Source organism: Perlabentimonas gracilis, from assembly GCF_011174675.1.
Classification (GTDB): domain Bacteria; phylum Bacteroidota; class Bacteroidia; order Bacteroidales; family Tenuifilaceae; genus Perlabentimonas; species Perlabentimonas gracilis.
In genome coordinates, this window is sequence record NZ_JAANIG010000046.1 from 15,500 (window position 1) to 28,054 (window position 12,555).

Annotated in this window: 9 protein-coding genes; all 9 read right to left on the bottom strand. The window is 46.3% G+C overall.

The features are described from left to right. Nucleotides 1–41: 41 nt before the first annotated feature. The 9 genes from G8O23_RS15295 to G8O23_RS15335 all read right to left on the bottom strand — a co-directional run bounded on the left by G8O23_RS15295 (nt 42) and on the right by G8O23_RS15335 (nt 12,355). Complete coding sequence (locus G8O23_RS15295) at nt 42–3,056, bottom strand: PEP/pyruvate-binding domain-containing protein (protein WP_166366420.1); 3,015 nt, start codon at nt 3,054–3,056, stop codon at nt 42–44. Between the two features lie 81 nt (nt 3,057–3,137). Beyond that, nucleotides 3,138–4,790 (bottom strand): alkaline phosphatase family protein, encoded by a 1,653-nt coding sequence (locus tag G8O23_RS15300; RefSeq protein WP_166366422.1) that lies wholly within the window; start codon nt 4,788–4,790, stop codon nt 3,138–3,140. Between the two features lie 77 nt (nt 4,791–4,867). Next, on the bottom strand, nt 4,868–6,781 hold the full coding sequence (locus G8O23_RS15305) for a M14 family zinc carboxypeptidase (RefSeq protein WP_166366424.1): 1,914 nt from the start codon (nt 6,779–6,781) through the stop codon (nt 4,868–4,870). 38 nt (nt 6,782–6,819) lie between these two features. Further along, nucleotides 6,820–7,008, bottom strand: coding sequence for a hypothetical protein (locus tag G8O23_RS15310; RefSeq protein WP_166366426.1), 189 nt, complete (start codon nt 7,006–7,008; stop codon nt 6,820–6,822). A gap of 17 nt (nt 7,009–7,025) precedes the next feature. Beyond that, nucleotides 7,026–8,120 carry a redox-regulated ATPase YchF gene (ychF, locus tag G8O23_RS15315; protein ID WP_166366428.1) on the bottom strand — a complete coding sequence of 365 codons (1,095 nt, stop codon included), beginning with the start codon at nt 8,118–8,120 and terminating at the stop codon, nt 7,026–7,028. A 230-nt stretch (nt 8,121–8,350) separates the two neighbouring features. Beyond that, nucleotides 8,351–9,739: a dihydrolipoyl dehydrogenase gene (gene lpdA, locus G8O23_RS15320; RefSeq protein WP_166366430.1), complete on the bottom strand. Its 1,389-nt coding sequence runs from the start codon at nt 9,737–9,739 to the stop codon at nt 8,351–8,353. A gap of 35 nt (nt 9,740–9,774) precedes the next feature. After that, nucleotides 9,775–10,611, bottom strand: a complete 837-nt coding sequence (locus tag G8O23_RS15325; protein WP_166366432.1) for a metal ABC transporter permease — start codon at nt 10,609–10,611, stop codon at nt 9,775–9,777. Nucleotides 10,612–10,674: 63 nt separating this feature from the next. Next, nucleotides 10,675–11,421 carry a metal ABC transporter ATP-binding protein gene (locus G8O23_RS15330; protein ID WP_166366434.1) on the bottom strand — a complete coding sequence of 249 codons (747 nt, stop codon included), beginning with the start codon at nt 11,419–11,421 and terminating at the stop codon, nt 10,675–10,677. 46 nt (nt 11,422–11,467) lie between these two features. Then, entirely contained in the window at nt 11,468–12,355 is an 888-nt protein-coding gene (locus G8O23_RS15335) for a metal ABC transporter solute-binding protein, Zn/Mn family (protein WP_166366436.1), read from the bottom strand. Between the last annotated feature and the right edge of the window lie 200 nt (nt 12,356–12,555).

The following is a 12,555-nucleotide window of genomic DNA, read 5'->3' on the forward strand; positions in this document are numbered from 1 at the left end:
CCGATAAAAATATGATATTAAACACGTACCCAAATTCCACCTCAATCGTTTGGAGTTTGATAGTTTATTGGGGTTGCTACATCAGGGCGAAATATCACTCCCTTATTGTTTTTGCCATCAACATGAATTAGCAGTTCCCTGTCGAATCGGACACATCGCACGTGCTCAGTTTCATGGAATGAGGGTAGGCCATTGAGGTAATCAACATCGAAAATGCCATCATTAATATAGGGGTTAACGGTAAGGTATCCCACCCTGAAGGAGGTTAGGTTTTGAAAGAAGTGGGTGCCTTGGCTGGGGTCGACCCGGAAATCGGGAAGACCTGATTCAACAATAGCCCGGGCCTCCGATATTTGCGACCACTTGATGGGTATGCCTAGCCAAGGGTCGCTGCTACCCCAGCGCCCAGGGCCAACCAGCACGTAGTTTCGCTTGGTTTCCATGTATAGCTGGTTCACATCTTCTACCTCTTGCGCTATGATCTTTGTTTTGGAAGGATCAAACTTGCTGGGCTTTACGTACACAATATCCTGTATGTGCTGTACCCTGCCATGGCCCAAAGCTGATTCGGAGTATATAATTGACTCGTTGAGGTTTGCCTCTTCCCAAGGAAAGTCGTCGGAAAGTTCACTCTCAACTATGGGGCGTATTTGCAGCAGGTTGAATATGGCGGGCGCATTCTTGGGTACGTTGAGGTTGGCTGCAAACTCAATTTCTACAGGGCAGTTCATCTCCTTTTGCCCTATCTCAAGCAAATCTTTTAGTATAGATGCAAGAGGAAACGTGTTGTACTTAAGCACGCTGGCAAACGTTACCAGCTTTTTGCCTTGGCCCCAAACGCCATCGTTTATGGAGCCCTCCTCATGGTTGTAAGTTGAGGCAACGTGCGTAAAGTCGGGGTATTCCTTGGCTTCGTCAATTTCGAGTCTTGCAATGTTTACCCCGTCATCGGTTGATGGGGTAAAGCTCTCGGGGCGCATATCGAGGGCGTAGAAAATCTTTTGAGTTTCGCGGAGCGCCATGTCGGGTTGTGATGTTTGTAAGATCTTTTTAGGAAACTGGGGCGAAAACCTGAGCGAGACACCTCCATCGACAATTAGTTTACCCAGCCCGTAGCCAACCGTGGCAATCCCATGCTCGGGCTTTTCGGAGCCTATGGGGTAAAAGTTTATCGATCGGGCAACGCCCGAAAGGGTGGGGAGGAAGTACTGGCCATGCTGGTTGCCACATACCTCCTGAAGGATAATGCCCATCTTCTCCTCATCAATTACATTGCTGGTGGCCACCATGTAGGCCTTGCTGGCCTTGAAAAACACCGAGGCGTACACGCTTTTTATGGCTTGTGCAAGCATCGAGAGCATAAGCTCCTTGTCGTTGGTTTTGGGGACCATATAGGTAGAGTAGATGCCTGCAAATGGCTGGTAGTGCGAGTCTTCCAGCTTGCTCGAGGATCTAATCGCTATGGGTTGGTCAATAACCTTAACCACCACCCTAAGGTCTTCGATAAGGCTGTTTGGCAAGTTGGCGGATAAAAATCTCTCAAGTATCTCCTGATCGGATAGGTTGGAAACGCCAACTTTAAATAGGTTGTTCGACTCGATAAACTCATCGTAAAACTCAGTGCTTATAACCACCGTGCGCGGTATGGCAATAACCACGTTGGGGTACTTGTTGTATAGATGATTGTCGCGTATTAGGGTGTTTACGAATGCAAGTCCACGAGCCTTTCCCCCAATGGATCCATTCCCTATGCGAGAGAAAAACTTGTAATCGTCGAACCGTTTGCGGTCGAACATGGCGATAACACCTCGGCTTTTGCTCATCCGATAGGCCGAGATGGCCTGATAGAGAAATTTCCGAACATCATCGAGCGATTGGAAGTCTTGTAGCGACAGGGGTTTAAATAGCTGGCCAATGGAGAATAGCGCACGTGCGTTTAGCCATTTGGATATGTGGTCACGGCTCGAGTGAAAGGTTAGGGAGTCATCGGGAACCGTAAGCAGTAGCTTTTGTAGAGCTGGCAAATCCTCGGCACGGCATACTTCCTTGTGGGTTTTGGGATCGAAAAATACAAAATCATCGAACCCAAAGTTGGAAATGATATAGTTTCGCAGGTCGATATTGTAGGTTTGCGAGTACTTATGGGTGAAGCCAACACCCAGCTCATCGGCGTACTTCTTGTTGCCTATGCGTGAACTTTGGAGAAGAAAGGGCATGTTGGGATCTTCCTTCCGAATCATCTGGCATAGCTTTAGCCCTTGTTTAGCCTTTTGATCGCGGCGCTGATTTACCTTAAAGCTAACATCCGATATTACCCCCAGCACATTGGGTTTGTAGCGATTGTATAGTTCGAGCGCCTCGTTGTAACTTTTTGCCAGCAAAATTTTGGGGCGCCCCCGCATGCGCAGCACCCGCTTGTGCTCGTTTAGCGCCTCCTGCATAAAGCTTCGGGCTTGGCGCATCACCGTTTTGTAGAGGAGGGGAAGCAGGGAGGAGTAGTACCGAACCGAATCCTCAACCACAATAATCGACTGTACACCAACCTCAAGTATATCGTTATCGGCGTTCATTTTATCCTCAATTAGCTTGATGATGGCCAGCAGCAGGTCGGCATTTCCCAACCAGCTAAAGATGTAGTCAATGCCACTCAAATCTTCCTTCTCGAGCCTTGCCGACACCTCGCGCGAGAAGTGGGTAAGGATAACCAGTGGCGTATCGGGCAATCGTTTTTTTATCTGCTTTGCCAAATCGAAGGTGTCTACATCACCCACGTTTAGCATGGAGATGATAAGATCAATCTTCTCATCGCTATGGATTACATCTAGTGCCTCGCGTGCCGAATGCACCTGAATAAAGCTTGGTGGGTACCTTAGGCTAAGCGATACGTACTCGTTAAATATCTGCTCGTCGATGCGTCCATCCTCCTCGAGCATAAATGCATCGTAGTGGCTACAGATTAGCAAAACTCTATAAATCCGCTGCTGCATTAGCCTATCGAATGCTGTTTCGGAGAAATCGAGGGTGAAGGCAGTTCTATAATCCTGTAGGGTTTGCATTGGCAGCTCTATTGTGGTATTCCCAGATGTACTAGTTTATTAATTCGGTTACTGCACTTAAATATAGCAGAAATTTTACAACTACTCGATAATTTCTCTAATGGGTTTTCCGGTGGCACCACTTGGCCAGCCAATACCCATTAGGGTAGAGATTGTGGGTGCAACGTCCGACATATCAACGGGCGTAAGTACTTGCTTGCGTTTCATTTTCCACCCATACCACATGAGAGGAACGTGGGTATCGTAGTTGTAGGGCGAATTTGCAGAGGTAATATTCTTGCTTCGCTCAACCCAACCGGGTTCAAGGTTGATAATTACATCGCCCGAGCGGCGCTGGTTAAAGCTATTCTGAAACTTTTCGAATATTCCGTTAGTAAAATTGCTCGACTGCAGATTGTATGCCGTTACGGCATTGGCAACCCCTGTAAATTGCAGCATGAATGAGCCAACCCTATCCTGAAAATCGCGAAGAGATAGGTTGGAATCCTCAATAAGCCTGCGATTTAGGTAGATTTGCTTTTCCTGGTACCCAAGCACCCAGCTGGCCGTGCCGTACACCACGTTTAGGTAGCTGCTTAGCAGCATAATGGCCTTCTCGGGCTCAAAATATCCCCCCGGAATTTTCGATTTCTCAAGGTGCTCTGGAGTTGCCCCAACCCCTTGGTCGGAGGTTACAACTAGCAAGTAGTTGTGCCTACCAATCTCGCTATTCAGAAAGGCTATAAAATGTTCCAGCTCCCTATCGAGCCTAAGGAATGCATCCTCGGTTTCGATGGCGTGAGGGCCAAATTTTTGCCCAATTGTGCGGGTGGTGGTAAAGGTTATCGATAGATAGTCGGTGTGCTTATCCTTTCCGAGATCTTCGCCAATTATGGCAGCAATGGCCATATCCTTTGTAAAGGAGTTGCCATATGGAGTTTCAAATAGTGGCGAGTAATCCTTTATGGGCTTTCTGAACTGCTGAACCATACCACTAACCATTCGCGATAGCTTGGCGGTTATTCGCTTTAAGGCGTTGGGATCTTTTACGGTGGCAGTGTCCGACTCAAAATAGCTTTCCAGTGGGTTTAGCAAGTTCCAGTCGCGCTTTAGGTATAGCTCACCATAACCTTTAACGTTTAGCGAATCTACCCAGGCAGGAAGGTTGTCAACATAGTGCGTGTTGCTAATCCAAATACCTCGTTCCCGATCGAGCCAGTAGGCTGCGTTGGCATTGTGCCCGCTGGATATTATGGCCGACGAGGGTTCGAGGGAGATGCCTATAACCTTTGAGCGTGGGTTAATCATCCGAATCTCATCGCCTATGGTGCTGGTAATTAAATTTTTTGGGGAATACATACCGTTAAAATAGTTCCCACCAACGGTTCGAACCCTTTGATCGGCAATGGCATCTACCTCTGCTGAGGTTAGGGGATCGAACCAGCGGTTCGATACTATACCATGTACGTTTGGGTTGGTGCCAGTGGCAATGGTGGCTAAACCTGGTAACGACTGGGTTAAAAGGTAGTTGTATCGGGCGTTTCGGCAAAAGGTGCCCTCGTTCATTATATGCTTGAATCCCCCTTCGCTAAACTTGTCGGAATATCGCTGTAGGTAGTCGTACCGCATTTGGCTAACCACAACTTGTACTATTAGTTTTGGATGTTCCGATGGGATGCTGGGCTGCGCAGAAGTGCAAATGGATTGAAAAAGAAATGCAATGAGGAGAGTGTAATGAAAACGAAATGCGTTCATAATGAAATGCAGATTTAATGTGGGAAAACAATGTGAGCTCCCCACAAAAATAGAAAAAAAAGGATGGGTTTTACGTGCTAAGGGAGGGTTGGCGCAAAAAGAATTTTTTGAGTGTAGCTATGGCCTTGAGAAGTAAACCTAAGTAGGTATAATCCGGCTGGTAAGGTTGTGTGTGGAGTCCAGTTTAGGCGGTGTTGTCCTTGTATGCGGTTTTCACTTGCAATGGTTGCAACCTTTTGCCCCAGTAGGTTATGTACACTAACCTCAAGTGCTGTGCTTTGCTTCAAACTAACTTCAATGTTTAGGCTATGTGAAAATGGGTTTGGCCAAATCTTAGTATCAGCAGGCTCAACCTTGTAAGTTGCTCCAAGTGGAGTCAGGTTTATTTGTATGGCTTTGCTAGCATCAACCTCAACCTCATCGATATACTCGTTGTAATCCGTATGTGTAACACCAACCGTGTAACTCCCCTCATAAACTTCAGTAAATGTGGAAGTGCCAAGCTCATCGGTTTGCTGGGTTTGCCCGTTGAGGCTTATATTTGCGTTGGGAACGGGGGTGTCGCCACTCTTTATCTCAAAGGTGATATCGTACTTCATTTTCTCTTGGAGCACCACATCATTGGAAGCTATATCATAAATGCTGTTAAGGGTTATTGAATGTGCTTGTTCATGGTAACCCTCGGCTTGGTAGGTAACCTCCCAAGTTCCACTTTCTATTGGTCTAAAGTAAATGCCGTGGGTTTGGTTCGTTGTTACAAACGAATTGTCCTTATCGTGTCCATCAATTGTAATTGTTGCATCAAGGGGTTCGTTGCTTGTGTTAGTTACAATGCCTTGGATTCCTGTAAAGAGGAGCTCCATATAGCTTAGCATGGCCTCCTTGTTGTAATCCCAATAGTTGGGCAAGTCGGCGCTGGGAGGGCATTTGGTGTCCGATATTTCTAGAGTAATCTCTCGGCAGTGGTGGTTGTAGTTCATATAGTCCTGGCGACTACCCGAAACCACATACCAATCGCCACCGTGCGCAATTCCATTATCCCATCCGGTGAAGTAGCCAGGGGGGCTATTGGCCTGGGCCAAGTCGGCGTACCGGCGGCTAATGGTTTTAAACCAGTTGTGGTCGGTATGCGGATTAGTGGAGCTTTTCCACGCATCCCAAGGGAAGTTGGCCAGCTCGATACCACCATGAAAATTGGCCGACAGCACAAAGTTCCTTTCCTCTGCAAAATCCATCATGGCTAGCGTTTCGGGTTGGTAGGGGCCATTGGGGTTTTCGCCAAGGCGAGGGTCGGGGAAATTTCGGTTTAAATCGTAATCATTTGCGTTGTATCGTCGCGAACCGCTAACGGTATGGTTCCCGTAGTAGTAAGAACCATCGGGGTTGGCATTGGGGTTTATGTATATGGCAATATTATTAACCAAGTTGGTAACCCTATCGTTGGTGCCATAGTTTGAGAGCAGATAATCGATAAGCCTTAACATTAGTATGTACCCAGTAGTCTCATCGCCATGCATGGTGCTGGTGTAAAAGAACTCAAGCTCGGGTTCATCTTCTAGCACGTTATCCGAAATTTTCACAACGTATAGCTTCCGTCCTTGCATCGAAGTCCCAATGCTATCGAGTTTACATAGATTGGGGTAATCCTCCTCGAAACGTTTCATCATTTCGCGGTAAACCTCGTAGGTGGGGTATCTGTCCCAGCCAGTCATCTCCTCGATGCTGGTGGCCATTAAAATATTTTTGGCGTTAATGCTGGGGTAGGGTAGTATATCAAGGGCATAGCCAAGCTTCTTAAATCTTTCAAACTCAACATAACTTGCGTATGCATATATTGTATCACCAACAATTTTATCAATTGATACGGTTTGGGTGATAAGGGTGTTTACTCGATCTTTGTTGGGCTCTATAGTCCTAAAGTAGTAATCCTGCGCCCAAGCCATTGGGGTAGTTGTAATTAGGATAAATACAATGGCGAGCCGAATTTTCATACCGCAAGGGCTAAAGGTTTAGTACTTTGGGTTAAGAGCTACCCTTTCCTCTTTACAAGTCGGGTGCCAAGGTATATAACAAATGCCACAAGAAATACTAACGATATTCCAGTTATAAATCCGCGGGCAAAATCGGTTAGGTTGGAGCTTTCGCCTCGGCCCAAAATTAGCACAAGACCAAAGATGACAACTCCAATTATTGCGATGGCTGTGGCTATCTTTTGCATTTTTTTTGTTGATTTAGCTACACGTTGAATCGTATGTGAAGGATATCGCCATCGTCAACAATGTAATTTTTCCCTTCGATGCTTAGCTTGCCCTTTTCTTTACAAGCTTGCTCGGAGCCAAGGGTAACAAAGTCGTTATACTTCATTACCTCGGCACGGATAAAGCCACGTTCCAAATCGCTGTGGATGGCTCCAGCGGCTTGTGGTGCTGTTGCTCCCCGTTTAATGGTCCAGGCACGAATTTCTTTTGGCCCTACGGTGAAGAAGGTTTCCAGCTGAAGGAGCGAGTATGCTGCGCGGATTAGCTTGTTTACGCCGGGTTCCTGTAGCCCAACATCCGAGAGGAAAGCCATTCTATCCTCCATGCTCTCTAGTTCTGCAATCTCTGCCTCCATGGCGCCAGCTATGATCAGAATCTCGGTATTCTCATCCTTTAAAAACTCTTTAACCTGCTCAACGTACTTGTTGCCATTCACAGCAGAGCTGTCATCAACATTACAAACGTAGATTACGGGTTTGGTCGAAAGTAGGAATATGTCGGCGATGTATCGCTTATCGTCGTCGCTTACAGGGGCAGTTGCCGCGTTTTGGAACGATTCCAAATGATCTTTGTAAACGTTTAGCACCTCGATACCTTTTTTTGCATCCTTATCGCCCGACTTGACCACTTTCTCTAAGCGTTGAATCTTTTTCTCAACCGACTCCAAGTCCTTAATCTGTAGCTCAAGGTTTACGGTTTCGATATCGCGAATTGGGTTAACTGAGCCATCTACATGGGGGAGGTTCTCATCGTCGAAACAGCGAATTACATGGATTAGCGCATCGCAATTGCGGATTTCGGACAGGAACTGGTTGGCTCCTTTATCGGATCGACCCGAGCTTTTGGTTAGCCCAGGAATATCTACAATCTCTACGGTTGTGGGTATTATCTTCTCGGTGGGTTGATGCTTTTCCAACTCCTGCAAGCGGGCGTCGGGTACGTTAATTATGCTTAGGTTGGTTTTGTTGCTAAACGAAAATCCGCTGGCCTCGGCCTTGGTGGCCGACATACAATTGAAAATGGTTGATTTGCCCACGTTGGCAATCCCAATAATTCCGCACTGTAAACTCATTTGTTGCTAGTTTTTTAATTTGAGGGCAAATTTAGCTCGAATAATTGGGATTTAGATAAGCCAAGATAGAATTTAGTTTACGAGTGAGGAAAAGAATATGGTGAGTAGATTGAGGGATTATTTTAGTTTGACGGGTTAATAGCGTTAAAAAAAGAGGTTGTCCTAAAGTACTCTTTGGACAACCTCATTAGTATTATTAGCGTCTCTGCGCCTTTGCAAGATATTTTTATCTACATATGAATCACCTCATCGTACGCGGCAGCAGCGGCCTCCATAATGGCCTCGCTCATGGTTGGGTGCGGATGGATGCTCTTGATAAGCTCGTGACCAGTGGTTTCCAAATTTCGGGCAACCACCATCTCTGCTATCATCTCCGTTACATTTCCGCCAATCATATGGGCGCCTAGCAGCTCGCCGTATTTGGCATCGAATATTAGCTTTACAAAACCATCGCGCATTCCTGCTGCGGTAGCCTTGCCCGATGCTGTAAATGGGAATTTCCCAACCTTAATCTCGTAACCCGCTTCCTGCGCTGCTTTTTCGGTCATTCCCACCGACGAAACCTCGGGGCTGGTGTAGGTACAGCCAGGGATATTCTTATAGTTTATGGGGTGAACATCCATACCGGCAATTTTCTCAACGCAAGCAATACCCTCGGCCGATGCCACGTGGGCAAGCGCTGGGCCAGGAATTATATCGCCAATGGCGTAAACTCCCTCCACATTGGTGCGGTAGTACTCATCAACCTTAACCCGACCGTTCTCCATCTCAACGCCAACATCCTCAAGACCTATTCCCTCGGTGTTTGGCGTGATGCCTACGGCAGAAAGTACGATCTCGGCTTCAACCACCTCTTCGCCCTTTTTGGTTTTAATGGTTACCTTGCAAAGGTCGCCGCTGGTATCGACCGACTCAACCGATGCGTTGGTCATCACCTTAATCTTATTCTTTTTGAATGAGCGCTCTAGGGTTTTGGATACCTCCTCATCCTCAACGGGAACAATGTTGGGCATATACTCAACCAGCGTTACCTGAGTACCAATGGAGTTGTAGAAGTAGGCAAACTCGCTGCCAATGGCGCCAGATCCAACCACAACCATCGATTTTGGCTGCTTGGGCAAGGATAGGGCTTGGCGGTACCCTATGATTTTCCCTCCATCCTGCTTCAGGTTAGGCAGCTCGCGCGAGCGTGCTCCAGTTGCAAGTACGATGTGCTTTGCGGTTACCTCCTGGGTTTTACCGTCGGAGTCGGTAACAACTACCGTGCTCTTATCCTTAAGCTTACCAAACCCATTGATAACCTCGATCTTATTCTTTTTGAATAGGAACTCTATACCCTTGCTCATATTGGCAGCCACGTCGCGGCTACGGGCAATCATCTTATCAAAATCGGGTTTTACGTCGCTGGCTACCACACCATACTCGGCTGCGTGCGATGCGTACTCGAACACCTGTGCGCTCTTGAGCAACGCTTTGGTAGGGATACACCCCCAGTTAAGGCATATACCGCCCAGGTTTTCCTTTTCAACAACGCCAACCTTCATTCCCAGCTGGCTTGCACGTATTGCGGCTACATAGCCTCCAGGACCACTGCCCACAACTAGCAAATCGTAATTCATAATGGTATGTGTTTGAATTTATTTTAGTTAGATTATTATGCTCTACGTAATTTTATTTTAACAAATAAGAACCGTAATAGTTTAGCCACAGCAAATATAGCCACTAAAACCATAATTATGGTAGCTCCCGAGGGAACGTTCATGTTGTAGGAGATAAGCAGGCCGCCCACTGCACCAAGGAACCCAATAGCTATGGATGCAAAAATAATTTGGTTAAACCTTTTGGTGAAAAGATTTGCGGTGGAAGGGGGGATGGTAAGCAACGAAATTAGAAGAATAATGCCAACCATCCTAATGCTAAGTACTATGGTTAGAGCTAAAAATCCTTTTAGGATGTATGAAAAAGTTTTTACGGGTATACGTTGTGTTTTGGCAAAATCGGGGTCGAATGCAAGGTATAGAATTGATCTGTAGAAAAGTAGAAAGAAGGCCACCATAACCATATTTAGCGTTAGCAAAAGCCAGATATCGGTGGAGGAGACAGTAAGTATTGAGCCAAACAGAAAGGTCATAAGGTTTGGCGAGTAGCCCGGGGTAAGGTAAATAAAGAATATCCCAATGGCCATACCCACCGACCACAGTATGCCTATGGCTGAATCTTCGCGAACAGCCATTCGTTGGCTAAGCGCCTCAACTCCAAATGCCGAAAGTACTGCAAAGGCGGCTGCTCCAGCAAGGGGATTGACTCCGAGAAAATAGGCAATACCAATTCCGCCAAACGAGGCGTGGGTAATCCCACCGCTAAGAAATACTAACCTTTTGGCTACTATGTATGAACCAACCATTCCGGCAGCAACTGCTATTAGCAGAGCAGCCACAAAGGCGTTGACTACGAATTGGTACTGGAAGAAGTTTGCGAGTGAGTTTAGCATTTTTTGTTGTCAGTTGTCTGTCTCGGCAGATTGGCGTATTTACCAAGTTAACAAGATCAGTTATTAGTTGTGCTTTCCCAAAACCGTGTGCGGTACAGGGCCGTGAGCAATTATCTGTATGGGGCAATCGTATGCTGCCAGCTGTTCGGAGGTTATTGAGTTGGAGGGGTGGTAGTGCAGATTTCGGTTAACGCAGGCAATGGTTTTCACGTGCGATGTGATGGTGCCCAAATCGTGCGATACCATTACTATGGCCATCTCCCTGTTTAGCTCCTTAAGTAGCTCGTACAGCTCTTTTTCAAACTTGTTATCTACATAAGTGTTGGGTTCGTCTAAAATCAGTAATCTAGGGTGCGAAACCAAAGCTCTGCTAAGGAAAACGCGTTGTAGCTGTCCTCCGGATAGTTCTCCAATGGTTCGTCCCTTTAGGTTGGCTATGCCTATCCTGCTAAGCAGATCTAGCGCCAGCTTTTTGTCCATTGAGGTGTACCGACCAGCCACTCCCTTTTTGCTCATCAAGCCCGATAGCACCACCTCTAGCACAGTGATTGGGAATTTTTTGTCGATGCTTACCGATTGGGGAAGATAACCGAACAACGTTTCGTTTGGTAGGATTGAGTGGTAGGTAACCTTGCCCTTGCTAGGCTTGAGCTCGCCTAGCAGTAGCTTCAGCAGTGTGGTTTTGCCACCGCCGTTGGGCCCAATAACGCCAATAAAATCGTTGTCGAAAATTTCGAGGTTTACGTCCTTTAGCACAATGTCCTCGTTGTAACCAACCGATGCGGAGTTTATTTCGAGTATCTTAGGCATTTAGCAAGTTTGGATTATAAAATGGATGTATTATTGTTTGTTGCTGCTACTCACCATTCAATGCCTTATGAAGCATTCTTGTGATGCGATACATATTGTTAAGCCAATCCTCATCGAGGGGGTCAATAACCTCAACCTTTCCGCCAATATCTGCAGCAGCTGTTTTCGCTGTGTTCACATCAAATTCCCTTTGAATAAAGATTGTGGTAGATCCCTGCTCCTTTGCCTTTTGAAGAACCGATTTAAAATGTTGCATCGATGGGGCTTTGCCATCTTCCTCAAGCGATACTTGGGTTAAGCCGTAATCGCGAGCATAGTAGGTGAGGGCAGGATGGAATAGGAAAAACTTTTTGCCGCTGGTGTTGGCTAGCTTTGCTTGTATGTGCTGATGGAGACTGTCGAGCTGATGTGTAAATGCAATTGCGTTTTCGCTGAAATGTTTGGCATTTTCGGGGTATAGCAGGCTTAGTTTATCTGAAATGGAGTTAACCATAACCTTCACCTCGGCAGGCGAGGTCCATACGTGAGGGTCGTGCCCATGGCTATGCGAGTGGCTGTGGTGATGGTGGTCGTGATCGCACGTCCCTTCCATTAGATTCAACTCCTTTGAGTGATCAACTAGCAAGAGGTTTGGGTTTTGTTTCTGAATATTTTTAAGCATCGATAGCTCAAACTCAAGTAGGCCAAGAGAGAAGTATACTTTAGCTTTGCTCATTGCCTTTAGCTGCAATGCGGTAGGCTCGTAGGTTTCGGGACTCGAACCTGCAGGAACCATAACCTCCACTCTGACTAGCGTATCGGCAACTTGCTGTACAAAATACTTTTGAGGTGCAATGCTAACCATAACCGTTGGCTTTTCATCGGGGCTTGTGTGCGTGGTGCAGCTTGCCAGTATAAGCAAAAAAAGTGATAGAGTAGGGGTAAATCGTTTCATCGTTATGTTTGTATAAATTAGTATTCAAAATTACCTACAATTACCCAAAACACAAAAAGCCAGTAAAAGTTCCTTTTACAGTGTTTTTTTTAGTATCTTACCACTAGCATCCGAAAGTACGAAATTTAAAAATGCCCTCAGAATCCCCTATTTTTGAGTTCGACAAAAAACTTTAAAATTATGGGACTCTTCAGGCGAAA

What these genes read in the sequence shown, in the direction of transcription:
- G8O23_RS15295 (WP_166366420.1), bottom strand. Translation starts at nt 3,056, where the DNA reads ATGCAAACCCTACAGGATTATAGAACTGCCTTCACCCTCGATTTCTCC.
- G8O23_RS15330 (WP_166366434.1), bottom strand. Translation starts at nt 11,421, where the DNA reads ATGCCTAAGATACTCGAAATAAACTCCGCATCGGTTGGTTACAACGAG.
- G8O23_RS15335 (WP_166366436.1), bottom strand. Translation starts at nt 12,355, where the DNA reads ATGAAACGATTTACCCCTACTCTATCACTTTTTTTGCTTATACTGGCA.
- lpdA (WP_166366430.1), bottom strand. Translation starts at nt 9,739, where the DNA reads ATGAATTACGATTTGCTAGTTGTGGGCAGTGGTCCTGGAGGCTATGTA.
- ychF (WP_166366428.1), bottom strand. Translation starts at nt 8,120, where the DNA reads ATGAGTTTACAGTGCGGAATTATTGGGATTGCCAACGTGGGCAAATCA.
- G8O23_RS15310 (WP_166366426.1), bottom strand. Translation starts at nt 7,008, where the DNA reads ATGCAAAAGATAGCCACAGCCATCGCAATAATTGGAGTTGTCATCTTT.
- G8O23_RS15305 (WP_166366424.1), bottom strand. Translation starts at nt 6,781, where the DNA reads ATGAAAATTCGGCTCGCCATTGTATTTATCCTAATTACAACTACCCCA.
- G8O23_RS15300 (WP_166366422.1), bottom strand. Translation starts at nt 4,790, where the DNA reads ATGAACGCATTTCGTTTTCATTACACTCTCCTCATTGCATTTCTTTTT.
- G8O23_RS15325 (WP_166366432.1), bottom strand. Translation starts at nt 10,611, where the DNA reads ATGCTAAACTCACTCGCAAACTTCTTCCAGTACCAATTCGTAGTCAAC.